Annotated in this window: 19 protein-coding genes; 12 read left to right on the forward strand and 7 right to left on the reverse strand. The window is 64.5% G+C overall.

Annotation, left to right across the window (positions count from 1 at the left end):
- Window positions 1-2 precede the first annotated feature (2 nt).
- Entirely contained in the window at window positions 3-1,223 is a 1,221-nt protein-coding gene (locus tag NKG59_RS00195) for a TIGR03364 family FAD-dependent oxidoreductase (RefSeq protein ID WP_253534203.1), read from the forward strand.
- A 60-nt stretch (window positions 1,224-1,283) separates the two neighbouring features.
- Here the strand turns inward: NKG59_RS00195 and NKG59_RS00200 are convergent, their stop codons facing one another.
- Window positions 1,284-1,967 (reverse strand): HAD family hydrolase, encoded by a 684-nt coding sequence (locus tag NKG59_RS00200; protein WP_045204002.1) that lies wholly within the window; start codon window positions 1,965-1,967, stop codon window positions 1,284-1,286.
- A 45-nt stretch (window positions 1,968-2,012) separates the two neighbouring features.
- Window positions 2,013-2,948 carry a LysR substrate-binding domain-containing protein gene (locus NKG59_RS00205; RefSeq protein ID WP_253534205.1) on the reverse strand — a complete coding sequence of 312 codons (936 nt, stop codon included), beginning with the start codon at window positions 2,946-2,948 and terminating at the stop codon, window positions 2,013-2,015.
- Window positions 2,949-3,148: 200 nt separating this feature from the next.
- Between NKG59_RS00205 and NKG59_RS00210 the strand changes: the two genes are divergently transcribed.
- The 6 genes from NKG59_RS00210 to NKG59_RS00235 all read left to right on the forward strand — a co-directional run bounded on the left by NKG59_RS00210 (window position 3,149) and on the right by NKG59_RS00235 (window position 9,196).
- Window positions 3,149-3,568, forward strand: coding sequence for a F0F1 ATP synthase subunit epsilon (locus tag NKG59_RS00210; RefSeq protein WP_045204000.1), 420 nt, complete (start codon window positions 3,149-3,151; stop codon window positions 3,566-3,568).
- Between the two features lie 255 nt (window positions 3,569-3,823).
- Window positions 3,824-5,839 carry a TonB-dependent receptor plug domain-containing protein gene (locus NKG59_RS00215; protein ID WP_253534207.1) on the forward strand — a complete coding sequence of 672 codons (2,016 nt, stop codon included), beginning with the start codon at window positions 3,824-3,826 and terminating at the stop codon, window positions 5,837-5,839.
- Window positions 5,836-6,408 (forward strand): YfiR family protein, encoded by a 573-nt coding sequence (locus NKG59_RS00220; protein ID WP_253534209.1) that lies wholly within the window; start codon window positions 5,836-5,838, stop codon window positions 6,406-6,408. Before NKG59_RS00215 ends, NKG59_RS00220 begins: the two co-directional genes overlap by 4 nt.
- Window positions 6,405-8,417 carry a putative bifunctional diguanylate cyclase/phosphodiesterase gene (locus tag NKG59_RS00225; protein ID WP_253534211.1) on the forward strand — a complete coding sequence of 671 codons (2,013 nt, stop codon included), beginning with the start codon at window positions 6,405-6,407 and terminating at the stop codon, window positions 8,415-8,417. Before NKG59_RS00220 ends, NKG59_RS00225 begins: the two co-directional genes overlap by 4 nt.
- A 75-nt stretch (window positions 8,418-8,492) precedes the next feature.
- The gene (locus NKG59_RS00230) at window positions 8,493-8,792 is read left to right on the forward strand and encodes a type II toxin-antitoxin system MqsR family toxin (protein WP_045203996.1); all 300 of its coding nucleotides are present in this window, start codon (window positions 8,493-8,495) and stop codon (window positions 8,790-8,792) included.
- Between the two features lie 2 nt (window positions 8,793-8,794).
- On the forward strand, window positions 8,795-9,196 hold the full coding sequence (locus tag NKG59_RS00235; RefSeq protein ID WP_045204060.1) for a type II toxin-antitoxin system MqsA family antitoxin: 402 nt from the start codon (window positions 8,795-8,797) through the stop codon (window positions 9,194-9,196).
- 61 nt (window positions 9,197-9,257) lie between these two features.
- Here NKG59_RS00235 and NKG59_RS00240 read toward each other — a convergent pair whose 3' ends face one another.
- The 5 genes from NKG59_RS00240 to NKG59_RS00260 form a co-directional block, all read right to left on the reverse strand.
- A complete protein-coding gene (locus NKG59_RS00240; RefSeq protein WP_253534214.1) occupies window positions 9,258-10,145 on the reverse strand; it encodes an EamA family transporter in 888 nt (295 codons plus the stop codon).
- A 374-nt stretch (window positions 10,146-10,519) separates the two neighbouring features.
- Window positions 10,520-12,160 (reverse strand): rhodanese-related sulfurtransferase, encoded by a 1,641-nt coding sequence (locus NKG59_RS00245; protein WP_253534216.1) that lies wholly within the window; start codon window positions 12,158-12,160, stop codon window positions 10,520-10,522.
- Window positions 12,157-12,804, reverse strand: a complete 648-nt coding sequence (locus NKG59_RS00250) for a cysteine dioxygenase family protein (protein ID WP_253534218.1) — start codon at window positions 12,802-12,804, stop codon at window positions 12,157-12,159. Before NKG59_RS00250 ends, NKG59_RS00245 begins: the two co-directional genes overlap by 4 nt.
- A gap of 250 nt (window positions 12,805-13,054) precedes the next feature.
- Window positions 13,055-13,420 (reverse strand): hypothetical protein, encoded by a 366-nt coding sequence (locus NKG59_RS00255; protein ID WP_253534220.1) that lies wholly within the window; start codon window positions 13,418-13,420, stop codon window positions 13,055-13,057.
- A 54-nt stretch (window positions 13,421-13,474) separates the two neighbouring features.
- Entirely contained in the window at window positions 13,475-14,371 is an 897-nt protein-coding gene (locus tag NKG59_RS00260) for a LysR family transcriptional regulator (RefSeq protein ID WP_253534222.1), read from the reverse strand.
- 118 nt (window positions 14,372-14,489) lie between these two features.
- Here NKG59_RS00260 and NKG59_RS00265 point away from each other — a divergent pair, with 118 nt between their 5' ends.
- From NKG59_RS00265 to NKG59_RS00285, 5 genes are all read left to right on the forward strand, one after another.
- On the forward strand, window positions 14,490-15,551 hold the full coding sequence (locus NKG59_RS00265; protein ID WP_239498063.1) for an SMP-30/gluconolactonase/LRE family protein: 1,062 nt from the start codon (window positions 14,490-14,492) through the stop codon (window positions 15,549-15,551).
- Window positions 15,552-15,734: 183 nt separating this feature from the next.
- Window positions 15,735-16,673, forward strand: a complete 939-nt coding sequence (kdgD, locus tag NKG59_RS00270; protein WP_253534224.1) for a 5-dehydro-4-deoxyglucarate dehydratase — start codon at window positions 15,735-15,737, stop codon at window positions 16,671-16,673.
- A 27-nt stretch (window positions 16,674-16,700) separates the two neighbouring features.
- Window positions 16,701-18,272 carry an aldehyde dehydrogenase (NADP(+)) gene (locus tag NKG59_RS00275; RefSeq protein WP_253534226.1) on the forward strand — a complete coding sequence of 524 codons (1,572 nt, stop codon included), beginning with the start codon at window positions 16,701-16,703 and terminating at the stop codon, window positions 18,270-18,272.
- 99 nt (window positions 18,273-18,371) lie between these two features.
- Entirely contained in the window at window positions 18,372-19,724 is a 1,353-nt protein-coding gene (locus tag NKG59_RS00280; protein ID WP_045203988.1) for an MFS transporter, read from the forward strand.
- Window positions 19,725-19,742: 18 nt separating this feature from the next.
- A complete protein-coding gene (locus tag NKG59_RS00285) occupies window positions 19,743-21,152 on the forward strand; it encodes an enolase C-terminal domain-like protein (protein WP_045204059.1) in 1,410 nt (469 codons plus the stop codon).
- Window positions 21,153-21,187 lie beyond the last annotated feature (35 nt).

Consider the following 21,187-nt stretch of genomic DNA (forward strand, 5'->3'; position numbering starts at 1 on the left):
CGATGCAAGCTCCCGTAACTCAAGGGGGCCTGGATGCCAGCACCGACGTCGCCATCGTCGGGGCTGGCATTTTGGGCTTGGCGCACGCGGCCGCTGCCGTCAAACGCGGCCTGCGCGTGACGGTATTCGAGCGTAGTGATATTGCCGTCGGCGCGTCCATTCGCAATTTCGGCCAGATGCTGGTGACCGGCCAGCCGCCCGGCATCATGCTGGACCTCGCGCGCGAAAGCCGCGCGCTGTATCTCGACTGGGCCAACAAGACCGGCATCTTTGCGCGCGCCAACGGTGCGCTGCTGTTTGCCCGCAATGCCGCAGAAGAAGCCGTGGTGGACGAGTTCATGGCGACGCGCGCACCGGCTTTCGGCTACAACGTAAAGCTGTTGCGCAGCGCAGACCTGGCAAACCTCTACGATGGCCGCTTCATGCGCCACCGCGCAGCGCTCCAGGGCTTTGATGATTTGCAGCTTTATTCGCGCGAAGCCATTCCGGCGCTGGCGTCATGGCTTGCCACGCAAGGCGTGCGCTTCCATTTCGGTACGCTGGTGCGCCATGTGGAAGGCGGCCGGCTGGAAACAACTGCTGGCGTGTGCAACGCCCAGCGTGTGGTTGTCTGCAGCGGTCACGATTACCAGACGCTGTGTGCTGACCAGCTTCGCACGCTGCAACCGCAGGTTTGCCGCCTGCAGATGCTGCGTGTCACGCCGGAAGACGGCTTCCGCCTGGAGCATGCCGTGCTGACTGGCCTGTCATGCACGCACTACGGCGCATTTGCGGACTTGCCGACCGCCCAGGCGCTGGCCATGCAGATCGAGCATCAGCGCCCCGAGCTGGCGCGTCATGGCATTCACCTGTTGGTGAGCCCCACGCCATATGGCGACTGGATCATTGGCGATTCGCACGACTATGGTCAGGACGCCCGCCCGTTCAACGCCGAGTCGGTCGACAACATCATGCTCGAGCTCGTGCGTGACACCTTCGGCAGCAAGCTGCGCGTGGTGGAGCGTTGGCAGGGCGTGTACGGCGCCAAGTGCCATGTACCCGGCAGCGGCGCGTTCTCCGTCACCCGCGTCGACGACCGCACCACCGTCGCGCTAATGCACAGCGGCATTGGCATGAGCGTGGGTCCGGCGCTGGCGCATCGGCATATGGACGCGCTGGTCGACGGCTCCGAACTGCCGCAATGGACGCCACCGGCAAGCGCGCCCGCAGCGGTGGCTGCCTGACGCAGCTTTATTCAGTGCGGAGACGCCCGCACGGTTCAGGCCGCGCGGGCGTTTTTGTTTTCAGGCAGCGAAGAGTTCGACGATGGGCCAGCCGCGCGATTCGGCCACGGCTCGCAAGGTGGTGTCGGGGCTCACGGCCACCGGATGCGAAACGGCTTCGAGCAGCGGCAGGTCGTTGCGTGAGTCGCTGTAGAACACGGTGCGCGAGAAGTCTGTCATGCGCTGGCCGCGCTGCGCGAGCCACTCCGTTACGCGCACGATCTTGCCTGCGCCAAACGTGGCGGTGCCGAGCGGGTTGCCCGTGAACGCGCCATCGCTCTGACCGTTGAGGGTCTCGCCCTCCACCGCCAGCAGATGTGGCACGTTGAACGCGGCGGCAATCGGCTCGGTCAGGTAGCGGTGCGTGGCGGTGACGATGCAGCAAAGGTCGCCGGCGCGCAGGTGTGTGTCGACCAGTTGTCGCGCGCGCGGCAGCATGGCGGGCGCGATGACGTCGCGCAAGAATGTGGCGCGCCAGGCGTCGAGCCGTGTGCGCGGGTGCTGCGCCAGCAGGCCGAGCGAGAAGCGCGCATGTCGCGCAAAGTCGAGCGTGCCGTCGCGGTATTCCCGCATCCAGCGTTCATTGGCTTGCTCGAAGACGCTTCGATCCACGGCGCCCTGGGCGACCAGGAAGCGGCCCCATTCGTATTCACTGTCAATGGGCAGCAGGGTGTGGTCCAGGTCAAACAGGGCAAGCGATTGCATACAGCAGGCGGGCGGGGGCGGTTGAAAAACCGCGAGGTTACGGCCCTAGCGCGTCGCGGCTGTGTCCATCGCCATAACTTTGGCGATGAACGCATTGGCATTTTTCTTCGGTGCCTGCGCAACCTGAGGGTTCAGGCAGTCGAGGAACGCGCGTACCAGCCGTGCGTCCTTGCGCTCCTTCAGGAAGTACAGGTATTCGTAGATGACCGGCGCATTGTCTGCAAACGGTAGCACGCGCACGTCGGGGCGGCGCGGTGCTTCACGCGCGGGCACGATGCTGCAGCCCAGCCCCAGGCTGATCGCCTCGTAAATGGCTTCGCGGCTGCCGATGATGCTCGTGCTGGCAGGCTCGATGCCGGCTGCGGCGAACGCGTCTTCGGTGACGCGGCGGGTGACGGAGCCCGGTTCGCGCATCAGCAACTGGCAGCCGGCAACGTCATCCAACGTGATGCTCAGGCGCCGTGCAAGCGCATGGTCTAGCGGCACGACCAGCACCATGGTGTCTTCAGCCAACGTGATGCGATGCAGGCGTTCATCATCCACGGCGTGAGACGAAACCGCCAGGTCGATACGCACCTCCGAGAGCGCCTCGAGCATCTGCTGCGAATTGCCGAATTCGATGGTGATCTCGATGGTCGGATGCCGCGCGCGAAACGCCGCCACGCTGGGCAGGATGTAGTAAGGGCCCGTGGCGCCCACGCGCAGGTTGCCAGTGCGCAGATCGCCGGCATTGCGCAGGAGAAAATCGACGTCACCTTCCTGCTGCGCAAGGCGCTCGACGATGGGCATGAGGCTCACGCCCAGGTCTGAAAGGTCCAGCCGGCTGCCGCGGCGGTGGAACAACTCCACGCCGTACATCTCCTCCAACTGGCGGATGCGTCCGGTCACGGTCGGCTGCGACAGGCGCAGGTGCTTGGCAGCGGAGGTGACGCTGCCCTGGCGCGCCACCTCGAAGAACGACATCAATAGATCGCCCAGCATGCTTGTGTTTCCCTGATATGTCTTTTTGATCGTCAGGTGCACAGTCTAGGCAGCGTTTGTGACGCTACATACCGTGAAACCTTACGGTCAGCCGTGGCTGCTTGCGTCGACGCTGGCCTGAATTTGAGCGAGTTTCGAGGAGGGCGCCGGGCGCACATCGTGCTACCGTATGAACCTATGCGCGTAACAGAGGAGACACCATGCCGGTGCTGAAGGTCGATGTCGTCACGGCAGAAGAGCGGCTGTACGAAGGCAACGCCAAGTTTGTGGTCATCCCCGGCACCGAGGGTGAACTAGGCATTCTGCCCGGCCATGAACGTCTGCTTACGCGGCTGCGTCCGGGCACCGTCCGGGTCACGCAGGAGAACGGGGAAGAGGTGATCCTCTTCGTGGCCGGCGGCTTTGTCGACGTGCAACCCGAGCAGGTCATCGTGCTGGCAGACACCGCTGTGCGCGCGCACGACCTGGATGAGGCCAAAGCCGAGCAGGCGCGCAAGGCCGCAGAAGAGCACATGCAGAACAGCAAGAGCAAATTCGACTATGCACGTGCGCAGGCGGAGCTGGCCGAGGCCGTCGCGCAACTGGTCGCCATCGAACGTTTGCGCAAGCGCCGCCGCTGAGCCTCTGGCGTCACAAATGGCCCGTGCTGCCTCCACACCATAACGGCGGTAATGTGTCGCCCCAGCCTGGGAGGGGTAAAGAACCGCGCCGGTTCTCCGTTTTAAAGCAGAACTATCGAATTCCCGCTGAACGTCCCTCCAGAGATGTGATCGGTTTTGCCGGTTCTGCTGATGTCGCCCCTTGTTGTAATTGCCCGTGCGTTTGCGCTTGGTTGCCGCAAACACCCGAGTGCCGAGCATTCATTCGCGTTGCCCATGCGCTTGCCGTGCGTGCCATCCCACCCGAAGCGGTGCGCGCAAATGTTTGCGGTGGTCGGTGCGTTGCTTTGCCGCACGGCGCTGGCGCAAACAGACGTCACCGATCTGACCGCACTGCCCATCGAGCAACTCATGCAGGTGCAGGTCGTCACCGGCGCATCCAAGTACGCGCAAGCCGCAAATGAGGCACCCGCCAGGGTTTCGGTCATCACCGCTGCTGACATCAAAGCCTATGGCTGGCGCACGCTGGCTGACATTCTGGGCAGTCTTCCGGGGCTCTACACCAACTACGATCGCAACTACACCACGCTGGGCGCACGCGGCTTCTTGCGCGCGGGCGATTACGACACGCGCTTCCTGTTGCTGATTGATGGCCATCGCACCAACGATCCCATCTTCGACCAGGCGGCCGTCGGCACCGAAGCCATCCTGGACGTCGACCTGATCGAGCGGGTGGAGTACGTGCCCGGAGCGGGCTCGGCGGTGTACGGATCGAACGCGCTATTCGGTGTGATCAACATCATCACAAAGCGGGGCCGCGACATTGACGGCGTGCAGGCCAGCGGATCAACGGGCAGCGCCAATGCGCGCGCTGCCCGCGTGACGTGGGGCAAGCGGGCCGAGAACGGCGCCGAATGGCTGCTGTCGGCCAGCGTGAACGATGCCCCGGGGCGCGACCTCTACTTTCCCGAGTTCAATCAGCCGGGCGTGAGCGATGGCGTGGCCCGCGGCATGGATTACGACCGCGCAAAGCGCCTGTTTGCCAAGGGCAGCTTTGGAGAGTTCGGGCTGACCTTCGGCTACGTCGATCGTACGAAGGGCGTGCCGACGGCGCCGTACGACCAAAGCTTCAACGACCCGCGCTCGCGCACCGTCGACACGCGGCAGATGTTCAACGGCACGTGGCAGCACGCGCTGGACGACACGACCGACGTGACGGCGCGGCTGTTCTGGGGCCGCTATGTCTCGCAGGGGGACTACGCATACAGCCCGCCGCCGGTCGGCATCAACCGCGATCTATTCGACACTGCGTGGTACGGCACGGAACTCAAGCTCGTGACCCGCCGCATCGAACGCCACACTCTGGTCATCGGCACGGAGCTGCAACGCGACTACCGTGATGCAATGCGCAATTTCGATACAGCGCCGTACGCCAGCTACCTGGACGACCATCGCGACAACAACCGCGTGGGCGTGTATGTGCAGGATCAATTCATGCTCCATCGGGACTGGGTGCTGGACACGGGCCTGCGCTACGACCACACGAGTTTTGCGCCGGGCATCTTCAGCCCGCGCGTGGGCCTGATCTGGCATGCCGCCCCAACGACCACCGTCAAGGCGATCTACGGCATGGCCTATCGCGCGCCGAACGATTACGAGCTGAACTATCAGACCAGCGCGCCCGGCGGCCAGCAGGTCACTAACGGGCTATCGGCCGAACGCATACGTACGTATGAAACGGTGATCGAGCAACAAGTTGCCGCGGGCGGCAAGGCGACCTTGTCGGTGTTTCAGAACAACGTTTCCAACCTGATCAGCCAGAGCGAAGACCCGAACACCGGGCTGCTCTTTTTCAGCAACGTAGCGCGTGTGCGCACACGCGGCGCAGAACTCGGCTACGAGCAGAACTGGCCGGGCGGCACGCGCCTGCGCACGAGCTACAGTTTCCAGCGTTCCGAAGACGTCGATACCGGCCAGACGTTGAGCAACTCGCCGCGTCACATGCTCAAGATCAACGCCACCGCGCCTGTGTGGCGCAGCGACTGGCGTGCTGGGGTGGAGGCGCAGTACATCAGCAATCGGCTGACGACAGCCGGCCAGGTGGGCGGTTACTGGATCGCCAACCTGACCTTGCTGGCGGCACGGTTGGCGCCCAACCTGGAGATGTCGACCAGCATCTACAACCTGTTCGATCGGCGCTATGCCGATCCGGCCGGGCCGGAGTTGCCTCAGCCGTCCGTCGAGCAGGATGGCCGTGCCTTTCGCGTGAAGTTCACCTACACCTTCCGATGAGAGCCCCGCACGGCATCGTCCGACGCGCCCAATGGCCACGACCGCGCAGGTTATGCGCGGTGCTGGGCGCCGTGCTGGCGGGCGTGGCATGCATGGGTGCCACGCACGCGCAAATGCAGGCCAGCGAGGGGCAGGTCAAGGCGGCGTTCATCTATAACTTTGCGCTGTTCACCAACTGGCCGGCCGAAGTCATGCAGGCCGACGCGCCAATGGTGGTGTGCGTGACAGCACAGCATCCGTTGCAAGCGGCCTTGGAAAAACTGACAGGAAAACCCGTGCGCGGACACCGCCTGGAAATCCGACATATCAACGACGGCACCGTTGCCGGCTGCCATGTCCTGGTGTTTGACACGCGTGCCCAGAACGGCGTGCGCCTCGACCCGGGCACGCCGGTGCTGACGGTGTCCGACAGCCCGAAGAACGAGCGCGTGGCCGGCAACCCCGAACCGATGATCGCGTTGACGCTGCATGACGATCGCGTGGTTTTCGACATCGATGCAGTGGCCGCGCGGCAGGCCCATCTGCAGCTCAGCTCGCAACTGCTGCGCCTGGCTAGGACCGTGCAATGAGCTTGTCCATTACGACCCCTCGGCCCCGCCTGGGGCACTCCATGGTGCGGGCCAACATGGCCGGTGCTGGCGCGGCGCTGACCATCGCGGGGTTCCTGCTCATCGTGTTCCAGTTCATCGCGCTGCATGCGGCGCTGGTGCGCGACGTGCATGTGCAGGCGCGCATCGTTGGCGCCAACAGCGTGGCCGCGCTGCTCTTCAATGACCGTCGTGCCGCAGAAGAAACGCTGGCCGCGCTGGAGGCATCGCCGTCGCTGCGTGCGGCCGGTATTTTCAGTGCATTGCGCAAGCCGTTGGCGCTGTACCAGCACCGCGATGCCGCGCCGGTGCGCGCGCCCGATGCCGCCATGCTGCGGGACTCGGATGTGTCCACGCTGACCACGCTGGAGGTGGTGGAGCCGGTGGAGTCGGAGCGTCGCGTGATCGGCTATGTGGTGGTGCGCTCGAGCCTGACCGAGCTGTACATGCAACTGCTCGGCTATGCCGTGCTCACGGTGTCGGTGGGCATCGGCGCGATGGGTCTGGCGTATCTCGTGATCGCCCGCATGCGCCGCGCGGTGCTGCAGGCAGAGGCGCATCTGGACTACCTCGCCCACATCGATTCGGTCACGGAACTGCCGAACCGGCATGCCTTCAACGAACGCCTGCAGGTGTCGCTCAAGCGCGCAGGCCAAGCGGGTGCAGTGGGGCTGCTCCTGCTGGATCTGGACAACTTCAAGGTGGTCAACGACACGTTGGGCCACAACAACGGCGACCGCCTGCTGCGCCAGGTTGCGCGGCGGCTGAATGACGTGGTCGACCAAGCCAACTTGCGTGCCGTGCTGTGCCGCATCGGCGGGGATGAGTTTGCGGTGATCGCAGAGCTGTCCGGCCGTGCGCAAATTGCCGACACGGAAGCGGCAACGCTGGCCGACGGATTGGCCAAACGCATTCTTGCCGCGCTGGCGGCGCCGTTTGCGCTCGACCTGCATCAGATTTACGTGACGGCGAGCGTGGGCGTGAGCCTGTATCCGCATGACGCACGCGACGTGCAGGTGCTCACACGCAACGCCGACACGGCGATGTACCACGCCAAAAACCACGGCAAGAATGCGGCTGCGAGCTTCACATCGGAGATGGACCAGCAGGCGCGCCGCCGCCTGCGTGTGGAAGCCGATCTGCGCCGCGCGCTCGATCGCGAAGAGCTGTTGCTGGCCTACCAGCCGCAGGTGCGCCTGTGCACAGAAGACGCACACGATGCGGTGATCTGCAAAGCAAACGTCTACGGCGTGGAGGCGCTGGTGCGCTGGCGCCATCCGGAGATCGGCTTGATCGGCCCCGGCGAGTTCATCGCGGTGGCGGAAGAAACCGGCCTGATCGTGCCGCTCGGCCTATGGGTGCTGCGCACCGCATGCCAACAGGCTGTGCGCTGGATGCACGAAGACGGCGTCACGCTGCGGGTGGCCGTCAACCTGTCGGCGCGGCAGACGCGTGACCCGGCCCTCGTGGAAAACGTCATGGCCGTGCTGCGCGAAACCGGCATGCCGCCGAATCAGCTCGAACTCGAAATTACGGAGAGCGTGCTGATGGAAGACATCGAGGCCAACATCGCGCTGCTCGAATCCCTGCACGCGGCCGGCATCAGCCTGTCGATTGACGATTTCGGCACCGGGTATTCGTCGCTGGCGTATCTGCAGCGTTTCCCGATCCAGAAGCTCAAGATCGACCGCAGCTTCGTGCAGCGCATGCCCGGCGACGGCGAGGCCATTGCCGGCGCGGTGATCGCCATGGCGCATAGCCTGCGCATGCAAGTGGTGGCCGAAGGCGTGGAAGATCCCGAGCAGCTCGCGTTGCTGCGCAACGCCGGATGCGACCTGGGGCAGGGCTATCTGTTCTCGCGCCCGCAGCAAGCCGACGCATTGATGGCGTGGCTCAACCGGCTGGACAACACTGCGGACAGCGGCACCGCTGCGTGTGCCGACGAGGATGCGATGCCGAGTGCTTCGTTGCCGTCGTCGTTGGCGGGGTAATTTCCTCCCGCAGAAAGCCGAGCTTTCAGAATTGACCTATTTGGTATAATAACCAACTAGGTCAATTTGGCGTGCATGGAAAAACGTACGCCACATGCCAAACTGTCGCTCGTTCGCGAACTGATCCGATCCGGCAGCGTGCGCGCGACACGCAGCGCATACGAGGGTGCGCTCGAACTCGGTATCACGAATTTGGCGGGTATGTGCGCAGTCGTCATGACGCTTACGCCGCACTGCTTTTACAAGAGCATGACAACGCATGCCGACCACCGCGTGTGGCAAGACGTCTATCACGCCAAGGCGAGCGACCAAGACATCTACCTGAAGCTGACCGTCGTTGATGACGTGCTGATCGTTTCCTTCAAGGAGCTTTGATCGTGAAATGCCCGAGCTGTGGTGCTGCCGAGTTGATTCATGACACGCGCGATGTGCCGTACGCCTACAAAGGCGAAACCACTGTCATCCCCTCCGTGACGGGAGATTTCTGCCCGGCATGCGATGAAATCGTGCTCGAACGGGGGCAGGGCGACCGATATGGCGAACTGGTATCCGCCTTTCAGCGTCAGGTGAATTCGGCCTACGTTGACCCCGCCTACATCGCGGCTGTGCGTCGCAAGCTGAATCTTGACCAACGTGAGGCCGCCGAGATTTTTGGTGGCGGCGTCAATGCGTTCTCGCGCTATGAAACCGGTAAGACGAAACCGTCTCTGGCGCTGGTGAAACTCTTGAAGCTTCTGGATCACCACCCCGATCTGCTGACTGAAATCAAGACGGCTTGATCGCGCCAAAAGAAAAGCCCGTCAATGCGCGGGCTTTTTGCTGAGTGGCCATTGGGGGCGTTCAAGCCGCCGCCCGCCGCGCCGCCCGCGTAGCCCCGGCCGTCAGCACTACCACCGCTGCCAGGATGATGCCCGTGGCGCCCAGCGTCTGCGGCGCGACCACTTCATCGGCCAGCCATGCGCCCATCAGCAGGGCGATCGGCGGGTTCACATACACATAGCTTGTCGCCATGACGGTGGACACGCGCTCGACCAGCGCCATGTAAGCCGTGAATGCAATGGCCGAGCCGAACACCACAAGGTAGCCCCATGCAAGCGCGGCATGCATGCCGATGTGCTTCGGCCACGCTTCGCCGGTGATCAGGCTGAGCAGCACCAGCGCCACGCCGCCAAAAGCCATCTCCAGTACGAACGCCATCATGCCCTTGGGCATGTCGATCCGCTTGGAGAGCTGCGAGCCGAATGACCACGAAGCAATGGCGATGGTCAGTGCCAGCACGCCGACCGTGCTGGCCTGGAACTCCGCCCCGCGAAACAGCACCGCAATCCCGATGCTGCCCAGCGCAATGGCGCCAATCTCATACGCACGCAGGCGGCCGCCGGCCAGCAACGTCCACAGCGTGGAGAACAGCGGCATCGACGCGATCATCACCGTGGTGGCACCCGACGAGATGGTCTGCTCGGCCACCGCCGTCATGCCCATGCCACCCACCAGCATGAACGCACCGATGAGCGCGCAGTTGCGGACCTGGCGCGCAGTCGGCCGATCTTCCGGTTTCCCGCGTTGGCGCAGGATGACCAGCGGAGCGAGCAGCAACGCGGCGGCCAGAAAGCGCGAGCCCATCATCAGGAAGGGCGGCAGATCGGTCAGCGCAAAGCGGATGGCGAGATACGTTGTGCCCCACACCACGTAGGTGATGAGCAGGCACAGGGCGATGAAGGGGGACATGAGGGAACCTCTGCGAGGAAGTCCCGATGCTACTCAAGGCAAGCTGACGCGCAAAACGAGTTTTGTTATCGCTCGTTGTGAGCGGTGTTAGCAAGCAAGTGAGCTGAGGCGTATGCGGGGTTTGAGACCCCAACCGCCGGGTTCCGAACCTCGTGATCGGGGATTATGAACCCGGCGTGCCGAGTTTTGAACCTCATGCATGGCGTTCAGAACCGCAACGTCGGCGTTCGAACTACGAGATATCGAGGTTCTGAACGCTACCCGTCAGGTCCCGAACGCCAACGGTGCAGTTCGGAACCGCAAGCGCGGAGTATTGGAACCCGGAGTGTCGAGTTCAAAACGCCAAGCCTCACGTTCCGAACCTCGAAGGCGGGTCAGATCACCCGAAACCCGTGCGTACCATCCCGCCGTAATTGCTCCACCAGCCCGAACTCCCAATCGAGATAGGCCTGCATCGCGGTGCGCGGGGCGCTCGTGCCTTCATACGGGCGGCGGTAGCGGTCGATGCGGGCTGAGGCCAGGTGGGTCTCGCCGGTTTCTACGGGCAGGCCGGCCGCCACCCATGCTGCGGTGCCGCCGTCGAGGACCCACACCTCGGCTTGCGTCAGCTCGGCAAGGTCGGCGGCGGCAAAGCGGGCGAGCTGGCTGGAGCCACAGGTCAGCACGTAGCGGCGTGCTGTCGGGATGCGCGCGAGCGCGGCGGGCAGGTTTGAGCGCACGGCAAACCACGCGCCCGGAATATGCCGTGCAACGTAGTTGGCGCTGCGTGTGACGTCGATGACGGCTGTGTCGCCCGCTTCCAGCCAGCCGGCCAGAGTGCGGGCGTCAACTGTGCGCACGGCGGGTGGTTGCGGGGCCGGTGTCTGCCACGCGCCGGTGACGTTGCGGTCGCTGGCATTAACCGGATCGACGACATAGACCTCCCAGCCCATTTGTGCGAGCCACGAGGCGGACATGTCGGCGCGCACGCCGTCGTCATCGGCCAGGACGATGCGGGCGCCGCGCACTGCTGCTGTGTGATCGGTTTCCTGCACAAGCTGTCCGCCGGGCGCGCTGGCAAAGCCGGGCAGGTGGCCGGCGGCGTATTCCTCGGGCGTGCGCACGTCGAGCTTGTAGAGCGTGCGGTCCGGCGCCTCCAGTTTGGCGACGTCAGCCAGCGCAATGCGCGGGACGTTGGCGCGTTCGGCCACGGCGCGCGCATCGGCTTGCGCTTGCGCGCGCGTGTTGGCAGACACGTCCAGCGGGTGCCGGCGGCTGGCGCCATGGTCCAGCATCTGATCAGCCAGCAGCCAGCCGATGGTGCCGTTGCGCAGTGCCGCCACCGGGTTGGGAATGCCGGCATTCACGAGCGATTGCGTGCCGATGATGCTGCGCGTGCGCCCGGCGCAATTGACGATGACCTGCGTGCTCGAGTCCGGCGCCAGCTCGCGGATGCGCAACACCAGCTCGGCTCCCGGCACGCTCGTCGCCGTAGGGATGCTCATGGTTTGAAACTCTTCATAGCGGCGGGCATCGACGATGACCACGTCGCGCTTGGCATCGAGCAGCGCCTTGACCTCCTGCGCACTGAACGACGGCGTATGGCGGTGCGCCTCCACGTATTCGCCAAAGGCCTTGCTGGGCACGTTCACGTCTTGGAACACCTCGCCGCCGGCGGCGCGCCAGCCATCGAGGCCGCCTTCGAGCAGGTACACGCGCGTATAGCCGAGTTCAGCCAGCTTGGCGGCCGCGCGCGGGGCGAGGTCCACGCCATCGTGCACGCCATACAACACGATCAATGTATCGCGGCGCGGAATGCGCGACCACGCTTCCAGCTCCAGCCGCGAGAGCGGCAGGTTGGCCGCCCACAGCGGGTGCGCTTGCGCGTACGGGTCTTCCTCGCGGACGTCGAGCAGCGCGATCTCCTTGCGAGCCAGCAGGGCAGCGCGCACGTCGGCATACGCGAGCGTCGGGACGTGGGTTTCGGCCAGCGGCGCAGCGACCGGCGATTCAATGGCGTCGATAGGGCTGCTCATGATGTGGGCGTGTCCTTGGAGCGATCCCAGAGATTGGGCAGATGGGTATTCGAATAGCCGGAGACGAAAGGCTTGCGCTCGCCGTCTTCCATATAGACGGAGCGGTGGATGCCGCCGATGTTGCCGCCATACACGTGGATGCTGATCGACGTGCGATCGTCAAAGGCGTTGTGCACACGGTGGATGTCGCCAATGCGCGGGGAAACGCGCTCCACAGCGCCGGGCTCCAGGCGGATGGCGGGGCCATCCGGTTTGGGTTTGCCCTGCGCGTCGAGCTTGAACGGTTGCGAGTATTCCGCGCCGCGCAGCATGCCGATCAGGCCCCACGTGGTGTGATCGTGAATGGGCGTGCGCTGGCCAGGGCCCCAGACAAAGCTGACGATGGAAAAGCGCTCGCCCGAATCTGCATGCAGCAGGAACTGCTGGAAGTGCTCGGGGTGCGGCTGCGCGTATTCAGCTGGCAGCCAGTCGTCGCGGGCGACGAGTGCGCCGAGCAGGGCGCCGGCGCGCTCGAGGATCTCGGCTTCAGTCGGCTGCTGATCCAGCAAGCGCGACAGAGAGGTCACGAAATCACGCAGCGGCACCGTGGACTGGGTTTGTGCGGATGCCGCAGCGGAAACGGCAGCGCGGGCAGGCGTGCTCATCGGCAAGTTCCTGATGTGGGGTTTTGCGCATCTTGCTGGACTTGGGCGGAGGCGTCTACTGAAACCCCAGGTGCCGTGCGGCTGACGGGGAGCAGCCCGGAGTTGTCGTGCAGAGCGTGGATTCGGCTGCACAGCACGTCGCGATCACGTCGATGCTGATCAATGGGTCGATCGATGCATGGTCAAGGTGGAGGCCGTATTGCTGCCTGCGGCGGCTTCCGCCTTTGACGCGCAGGCTTCCGCTTGGGGCTTAGCGGGCGTTGCCCGAATGGGATTCCGCACTGGGGCGTGAACCGCCATGCGGGCCAGCGGTACCGGGCGCTTCCGCGACGTTCTTGGGCAGATTAGAGGTCGGAGTGGTGGCGTCTGGGGCGTTGTTGCCACCCTTGCCAAAGCGTGCCGCCAAGCGGTCCTGCACTGTGGTCAGTTGGGCCTGCTCCTGCGCTTTCTGGGCGCGCTCCGTCTCGGCCTTCTGGGCAGCGGCGGCTTGTTCGGCCGGCGTGGGCGGTGGCAGCTTGCCGTGGGCGGGGTGCGGCAGCGCAACCACGGTCAAACCGATGGCAACCGCGGCAGACCATATGGCGGAGCGTCGAATGTTCTGGCGTGTTTGCGGCATGGCGGTCTCCTGGTCGGGATCGCCATGGCTCAGCAAGTGCAGTGCCGCGTGAGTTCAGTGCCCCTCGGCAAGCGAGTTGTGCAGCACCGTCTTGAGCAGGTTGAACACCGGGTTGTCGTTGTCTTTCCGATAGGCCATCCAGAGTTCAACCGGCGTGGCGGGCGTGGTGCGCACCGGGCGGTAGACGACGCCCTCGAAGTGCAGCATGGCCGCCGCCGCGGGAATGAGCGCTACGCCAATGCCGGCACGCACCAGCGCCAGCATCGAGTGGATCTGGCTGACGTATTCAACGATGTCGGGCAGTACCTCCGCACGCTCAAACAGGCTGCTCACCATTTGGTGGAAATAGCGCGCCTCATATGGCGAATACATGAGCAGCGGCTGCCCCTCGCAGTCGCGCAGGCTAGGGCGTTGCGGCCAGCTGTCGGCAACCGCCTCGGGCAGCGCGATCACGAGCGCTTCCTGCGAGCACGGCACGGCAATCAGCTCGCCGTGCTCCACCGGCGGGCGCAGCAGGCCGACGTCGATTTCGCGCGCATCCAGCGCAGAGAGTTGCGCGCCGCTCACCATTTCTTTGAGCGTCAATCGCACGCCGGGTGAAGCCGCCCGCACGGCGCTCACCAGCGAAGGCAACTTCCCGTAGCCGACCGACGCGGTAAAGCCAATCGCCAACTGGCCTGCGGCACCTGTGGCCACGCGCCGGGCCGTGGCGGCCGCCTCGTCCGCCAAGCGCAGGATGCGCGACGCATCGGGTAGAAAACTGCGCCCCGCAGCGGTCAGCTTGACGGAGCGGCTGTTGCGCTCCAGCAGTTCTGTGCCGACCTGGTGTTCGAGCAGGCGGACCTGGCGTGACAGCGGCGGCTGCGTCATGTGCAGGCGCTCCGCTGCGCGCCCAAAGTGCAGCTCTTCGGCCACGGCAACAAAGCAGCGGAGTTGGCTGAGTTCAAACATCGATTCAAAACCTGTATGGATTGAGTCAGTGCTTATCTTGAATGGGAAAGATCGCCGGTGCAAGAATCGGCTCGCCCCTTCGGCTTGAAGGGCCAATAACAACCATCAGGAGACAAGCATGTCCATGGAAAGCGCGGAAGTCGACCGCCGCAGGTTTCTCAGGAGCGTGGCAGGCGCAGGGCTTGCAGCGGCCAGCGGCTTGGCCGCCGCGCAGAAGATCGAAGGGTTCAAGCCGAACGCGCGTTACCCCGACGTGGCGGTAGAAGTGCTTGATCCAAGCTTCCTGAAATACCGCCTGTACAGCAGTTCGGTGGAGCAACTTGCCACGGGCATGCGTTGGGCCGAAGGGCCCGTCTACTTTCCTGCCGGGCGCTACCTGCTCGTAAGCGATATCCCGAACAACCGCATCATGAAATACGACGAGACGAATGGTGCGTTCAGCGTGTTCCGCGAGCCGTCGAACTACGCCAACGGCAATACACGCGACCGGCAGGGGCGCCTCGTCACGTGCGAGCACTCCGTGACGCGCCGCATCACGCGCACCGAATTCAACGGCAGCATTACCGTGCTGGCCGATCAATACCAGGGCAAGCGGCTGAACGCGCCCAACGACATCGTGGTCAAGTCCGACGACAGCATCTGGTTCACGGACCCCACGTTCGGCATCAACGGCAACTGGGAGGGCTTCAAGGCGCAGCCGGAGCAGGCCACCACCAACGTCTACCGGATCGACCCGAACGGCAGCATCCGCGCGATCATCACCGACCTCGTCAACCCGAACGGCCTGGCGTTCTCGCCCGACGAGAAGAAGCTCTACGTGGTCGAGTGGAAGGGCACGCCGTCGCGCAGCATCTGGAGCTACGACATCGCACCCGACGGCACGGCGTCCAACAAGACCAAGCTGATCGACGCCAATGGCGCGGGCGCGCTCGATGGTTTCCGCGTCGACAAGGACGGCAATCTCTGGTGCGGCTGGGGCTCGGACGGGCGCCTGGGCATCAATTCGGCCGACTACGACGGCGTGAAGATTTTCAACGCGCACGGCAAGCCGATCGGTTTCATCCACCTGCCGGAACGCTGCCCCAATCTGACCTTCGGCGGGCCGAAGAACAACCGCCTTTACATGGCCAGTTCGCATTCCCTGTACGCCCTTTATGTGGAGGCCGAGGGCGCAGTTTGACGCGCCACTGACCAGACGCGGCCGCGCCGTCACGTGCGGCTGCAGCATCGAAATCGGGGACTTAGGGAAGACCCTGTATCAATACAAGTTTTGTATTAATCGAGACAGCAGTTGGCTTGGACTTGAATCGATGCGGGTGCAAGAATTCGCTCATCAACAACACGCATTCATCGCGAGCGAGACATGTCCCGATACAGCCCCAAAGAATTCGCCCAACAGATCGGCTCTGGTCTGCTGTCCTTTCCGGTCACGCACTTCAAGGCGTCGGACCTGTCGTTCGACGAGGCAGCGTATCGCGCCAACCTGAACTGGCTGTTCAGCCACGATGCAGCCGGCCTGTTTGCCGCCGGTGGCACGGGCGAATTCTTCTCGCTCACCGCGGCTGAAACCGACCACGTGGTGCGCGCTGCCGTGGCGGAAACCGGCGGCAAGATTCCGGTGATTGCCCCGGCTGGCCGCGGCACGGCCGAATCGATCGAATACTGCAAGGCCGCTGAAGCTGCCGGCGCCGACGGCATCCTGTTGCTGCCGCCGTACCTGACCGAAGCCTCCGCCGACGGCGTGGCCGCGCACGTGGAGCAGGTCTGCAAATCGACCAAGCTGGGCGTGATCGTCTACAACCGCGCCAACCAGATCCTGGACGAGAACCACCTCGAACGCCTGGCAGACCGCTGCCCGAACCTTGTCGGCTTCAAGGACGGCGTGGGCGACCTGGAACTGATGACCCGCATCTACGCCCGCCTGGGCGACCGCTTCACCTACGTTGGCGGCCTGCCGACCGCCGAGACCTTCGCTCTGCCGTACCTGACGATGGGTGTGTCGACGTATTCGTCGGCCATCTTCAACTTTGTGCCGGAGTTCGCGCTAGAGTTCTACGCCGCCGTGCGAGCGTTCGACAATGCCAAGGTCTACAAGATGCTCAACGAGTTCGTGCTGCCGTACATCCAGCTGCGCAATCGCAAGCGCGGCTATGCGGTGTCGATCGTCAAGGCCGGTATGAAGGTTATCGGTCGTGATGCAGGTCCGGTCCGTGCCCCTTTGACCGACCTGACCGATGCCGAGACGGCAGAACTGTCTGCGTTGGTGTCGCGCATTGCCGAAGTGGAAAAGCTGGCGGCCTGAGCGCAACCGAAAACACAAGGAATCGATATGCAATTGAGCGGCGAACTGTTGTTGGGTGCTGCCCGCGTAGCGGGTGGTGTCGGCAAGGTTCGCGCCATGAACCCCGCCACCGGGGAATGGCTCGAACCCGAATTCACCTTGGCCTCCAAGGCCGATGCCGCGCGAGCTGCTGAACTGGCCGCCGCGGCTTTTGACGTTTACCGCGAGACCGCGCCGGAAACCCGTGCTGCCTTCCTGGAAGCCATCGCCAGCCAGATCGAAGCGCTGGGCGATGCGCTGATCGAACGCGCGATGGCCGAATCGGCATTGCCGCGTCCGCGCCTGGAAGGCGAGCGTGGCCGCACGTGCAACCAATTGCGCCTGTTTGCAAGCGTGGTGCGTGCCGGCGATGCCGTGGGCGCGCGCCTGGATTCGGCCCTGCCGGAGCGCAAGCCGCTGCCGCGCTCGGACCTGCGCATGCGCCGCATCGCACTGGGCCCGGTGGCGGTGTTCGGCGCGAGCAACTTCCCGCTGGCGTTCTCGGTGGCGGGTGGTGATACCGCGTCGGCGCTGGCTGCAGGTTGCCCGGTGGTCGTGAAGGCGCATCCGGCGCACCCGGGTACGTCCGAACTGGTGGGTCGCGCTATTCAAGCTGCGGTTGCCCAGTGCGGGCTGCCGGAGGGCGTGTTCTCGCTCATCCTGGCGGATAACGACGCGGCTGGCGCACTGGTGGCCGATCCGCGCATCCAGGCAGTTGGCTTTACCGGCTCGCGTGCGGGCGGCCAGGCGCTGTTGCGCATTGCGCAGGCACGTCCGCAGCCGATTCCGGTGTATGGCGAACTGAGCGCCATCAACCCCGTCTTCCTACTGCCCGATGCCCTGGCCAAGCGCGCTGCTGCGCTGGGCCAGCAATACGTGGCATCGCTCACGATGGGCGCTGGCCAGTTCTGTACGAACCCGGGCCTGCTGCTCGCCATCGACGGGCCGGAACTGGATGCCTTTGAAGCTGCCGCTGCCGCTGCCATGGGCGACGTGGCTGCACAGCCGATGCTCACGGCGGGCATCCACACCGCCTACACGCGCGGCGTCGACAAGCTGGCTGCCGAGGCCAACGTGCGCTGCGTCGCACGCGGGCAAGAGAGCGACCAACCCAACCGCGGGCAAGCCGGCTTCTACATTACCGATGCGAAGAGCTTCCAGGCGCAGCCGGCGCTGCACGATGAGATCTTCGGCGCGACCGGCCTGGTCGTGCGCTGCCGCGATGCAGAAGAGCTGCGCGCGCTGGCCGAATCGCTCGAAGGCCAGTTGACCGCCACGCTCCATCTGGATGCGGGCGACACAGCCATCGCGCGTTCGCTGCTGCCGATCCTGGAACGCAAGGCGGGCCGCATTCTGGCCAACGGCTGGCCGACCGGCGTCGAGGTGTGCCACGCCATGGTGCACGGCGGCCCATGGCCGGCAACCACGGATGCACGCACGACTTCGGTTGGCACGGCGGCCATCGAGCGTTTCCTGCGCCCGGTGTGCTACCAGGATCTGCCCGCCGAACTGCTGCCCGAGGCCCTGCAAGACGCCAATCCGCTCAAGCTGCGCCGTTTGGTGGATGGAAGCTGGGCCTGAAGCCGTAACAGTCGAATAGCAAAAACAACACGCCGGGCCGCACAGGACCCGGCAACTTGAACCGACCGGCACGACGGGTGCCGGCTTAAGGAGGAGACGATGGACATCAAAGCCCCTGCAGTGGGAGCACAGGCCGTTCCGCGCGCTGAGCGCATGAGCCGCGTGCGTTTCGTGATCCTCGCGATGCTGTTTATCGTGACGACCATCAATTACGCCGATCGGGCGACCATCTCCATTGCCGGCTCGGCCATGCAGAAGGAACTCGGCATCGATGCCGTGTCGCTTGGCTATATCTTCTCGGCGTTTGGCTGGGCCTATGTGATTGCGCAGATTCCGGGCGGCTGGTTGCTTGACCGCTTCGGTTCCAAGCGCGTGTACACGTTCAGCATTCTGCTGTGGTCGCTGTTCACGCTGGCGCAGGGTGCGATCGGCTTCTTTACCGGCGCGACAGCCATCGCTATGGTGTTTCTCCTGCGCTTCCTCGTGGGCGCGGCAGAGGCGCCGTCCTTCCCTGCGAACAGCCGTATCGTGGCAGCGTGGTTTCCGGCCAATGAGCGCGGCACTGCAGCGGCCATCTTCAACTCCGCACAGTATGCCGCCACGGTGGTGTTTGCTCCGCTGATGGCCTGGCTGGTGCACGCGTTCGGCTGGCATCACGTGTTCATCGTGATGGGCGTGATCGGTATCGTCATGGCGGTCGTGTGGAGGGCGTTCGTGCACGAACCGAAGGACCACCCGGGTGTGAACCGCGCCGAAATCGAGTACATCGAAGCCGGCGGCGGCCTGGTCAACATGGACCGTGCCGGCGCGGCAAAGACGGAAGGGCCGAAACTCGGCTATGTCAAGCAGCTCCTGCAGAACCGCATGCTGATGGGTGTGTACATCGCGCAGTACTGCATCAATGCGCTCACGTACTTCTTCATCACGTGGTTCCCGGTGTATCTGGTGCAGGCGCGTGGCATGTCGATCCTGAAGGCGGGCATCGTCGCGTCGATTCCCGCGGTGTGCGGCTTCCTGGGTGGCATTCTGGGCGGGATCATTTCTGACGCGCTGCTTCGCCGTGGTGCGTCGCTGTCGGTGGCGCGCAAGGTGCCGATCGTGCTGGGCATGCTGCTCTCCATGACCATGGTGATCTGCAACTACGTCGATGCGCAGGCCATCGTGGTGGCGGTCATGGCGCTGTCGTTCTTTGGCAAGGGCCTCGGGGCGCTGGGCTGGGCTGTGAACTCGGATACGGCACCGAAGCAGATCGCCGGCTTGTCGGGCGCGCTGATGAACACGTTCGGCAACCTGTCGAGCATCACAACCCCCATCGCCATCGGCTACATCGTCAACACCACGGGTTCGTTCAACGGTGCGCTGGTGTACGTCGGTATCCACGCTGCAGTTGCGATCGTCTGCTACCTGTTCATGGTGGGCGAGATCAAGCGTGTGGAACTCAAGCCGCTGTAAGCCACGGGAGCCTTGGAAGTGACGTTGCAATCGATCGAATCTGGCGCGCGCACCCACACACCGCGTGTGACGGAAATGCTGGTGATCCCTGTCGCGGGCCGCGACAGCATGCTGCTGAACCTGTGCGGCGCGCACGCTCCGTTCTTTACGCGCAACCTCGTCATCCTGAAGGACAACGCCGGGCGCACCGGCGTGGGCGAGGTGCCGGGCGGGGAGGGCATCCGTCAGGCGCTGGAACGCGTGATTCCGCTGGTGATTGGTCAATCGATCGGCCGTACCAACGGCGTACTGAACAGCATTCGCCGGGCGCTGGCGGGTGGCGGCAATGCCGCGCACCAGGCGACGGTGCACCAGGTGACCTCGGCTTCGGAAGCCGCCGTGCTACGCCAGCCGCACGAGATCAACCTGCGCATGGACAACGTCATCACGGCGGTGGAAGCCGCGTTGCTCGATCTGCTTGGCCAGTTTCTGGAGGTGCCGGTGGCCGAACTGCTCGGCGCCGGCCAGCAGCGCGATAGCGCGCCGATGCTCGCCTATCTGTTCTACGTTGGCGACCGTGGCAAGACCGACCTGCCGTACCTGGATGGCGCAAAGGGCGCCGACGACTGGCTGCGCTTGCGCCACGAAGCCGCGATGACGCCCGACGCCATCGCGCGCTTGGCTGAAGCCGCCACCGCGCGCTACGGCTTTGCCGATTTCAAGCTCAAGGGCGGTGTGATGCCCGGTGCCGATGAGATGGAAGCGATTGCCGCCATCAAGGCGCGCTTCCCGCAGGCCCGTGTGACGCTGGACCCGAATGGCGCATGGTCGCTCAACGAGGCGATTGCGCTGTGCAAGGGCCAAGGGCATCTGCTTGCCTACGCCGAAGACCCGTGCGGCCCCGAAGCCGGCTACTCGGGCCGTGAAGTAATGGCCGAGTTCAAGCGCGCCACCGGCATCCCGACAGCTACCAACATGATCGCCACCGATTGGCGCCAGATGGGCCACGCCGTCCAACTGCACGCGGTCGATATTCCGCTCGCCGATCCGCATTTCTGGACCATGCAAGGCTCCGTGCGCGTCGCGCAGTTGTGCGACGAGTGGGGCCTGACGTGGGGCTCGCACTCCAACAACCACTTTGACGTGTCGCTGGCGATGTTCACGCATGTGGCCGCCGCCGCGCCGGGCAACATCACGGCCATCGATACGCACTGGATCTGGCAGGAAGCCGAGGAGCGCCTGACGCGCGAGCCGCTGCGCATCCAGGGCGGCCATGTGGCTGTGCCGGAGCGTCCGGGCCTCGGTATCGAAATCGACATGGAGCGCGTCATGGCGGCCCATGCGCTGTACAAGACTTTGGGCCCTGGCGCGCGTGATGACGCCATGGCCATGCAATACCTCGTGCCGGGCTGGACGTATGACCCGAAACGTCCGAGCCTGGGACGTTGAAGCAAAACCCGTTTGTATCAATCACGGAGTCTGTG

Source organism: Ralstonia chuxiongensis, assembly GCF_024158925.1.
Taxonomy (GTDB): Bacteria; Pseudomonadota; Gammaproteobacteria; order Burkholderiales; family Burkholderiaceae; genus Ralstonia; species Ralstonia chuxiongensis.

Excerpts from the sequence above, each read along its gene's own strand:
- NKG59_RS00230 (WP_045203996.1), top strand. The coding sequence starts at position 8,493 with ATGGAAAAACGTACGCCACATGCCAAACTGTCGCTCGTTCGCGAACTG.
- NKG59_RS00260 (WP_253534222.1), bottom strand. The coding sequence starts at position 14,371 with ATGTTTGAACTCAGCCAACTCCGCTGCTTTGTTGCCGTGGCCGAAGAG.
- NKG59_RS00205 (WP_253534205.1), bottom strand. The coding sequence starts at position 2,948 with ATGCTGGGCGATCTATTGATGTCGTTCTTCGAGGTGGCGCGCCAGGGC.
- NKG59_RS00240 (WP_253534214.1), bottom strand. The coding sequence starts at position 10,145 with ATGTCCCCCTTCATCGCCCTGTGCCTGCTCATCACCTACGTGGTGTGG.
- NKG59_RS00210 (WP_045204000.1), top strand. The coding sequence starts at position 3,149 with ATGCCGGTGCTGAAGGTCGATGTCGTCACGGCAGAAGAGCGGCTGTAC.
- NKG59_RS00215 (WP_253534207.1), top strand. The coding sequence starts at position 3,824 with ATGCGCTTGCCGTGCGTGCCATCCCACCCGAAGCGGTGCGCGCAAATG.
- NKG59_RS00255 (WP_253534220.1), bottom strand. The coding sequence starts at position 13,420 with ATGCCGCAAACACGCCAGAACATTCGACGCTCCGCCATATGGTCTGCC.
- NKG59_RS00200 (WP_045204002.1), bottom strand. The coding sequence starts at position 1,967 with ATGCAATCGCTTGCCCTGTTTGACCTGGACCACACCCTGCTGCCCATT.
- NKG59_RS00245 (WP_253534216.1), bottom strand. The coding sequence starts at position 12,160 with ATGAGCAGCCCTATCGACGCCATTGAATCGCCGGTCGCTGCGCCGCTG.
- NKG59_RS00220 (WP_253534209.1), top strand. The coding sequence starts at position 5,836 with ATGAGAGCCCCGCACGGCATCGTCCGACGCGCCCAATGGCCACGACCG.
- kdgD (WP_253534224.1), top strand. The coding sequence starts at position 15,735 with ATGTCCCGATACAGCCCCAAAGAATTCGCCCAACAGATCGGCTCTGGT.
- NKG59_RS00280 (WP_045203988.1), top strand. The coding sequence starts at position 18,372 with ATGGACATCAAAGCCCCTGCAGTGGGAGCACAGGCCGTTCCGCGCGCT.
- NKG59_RS00250 (WP_253534218.1), bottom strand. The coding sequence starts at position 12,804 with ATGAGCACGCCTGCCCGCGCTGCCGTTTCCGCTGCGGCATCCGCACAA.
- NKG59_RS00275 (WP_253534226.1), top strand. The coding sequence starts at position 16,701 with ATGCAATTGAGCGGCGAACTGTTGTTGGGTGCTGCCCGCGTAGCGGGT.
- NKG59_RS00195 (WP_253534203.1), top strand. The coding sequence starts at position 3 with ATGCAAGCTCCCGTAACTCAAGGGGGCCTGGATGCCAGCACCGACGTC.
- NKG59_RS00225 (WP_253534211.1), top strand. The coding sequence starts at position 6,405 with ATGAGCTTGTCCATTACGACCCCTCGGCCCCGCCTGGGGCACTCCATG.
- NKG59_RS00265 (WP_239498063.1), top strand. The coding sequence starts at position 14,490 with ATGTCCATGGAAAGCGCGGAAGTCGACCGCCGCAGGTTTCTCAGGAGC.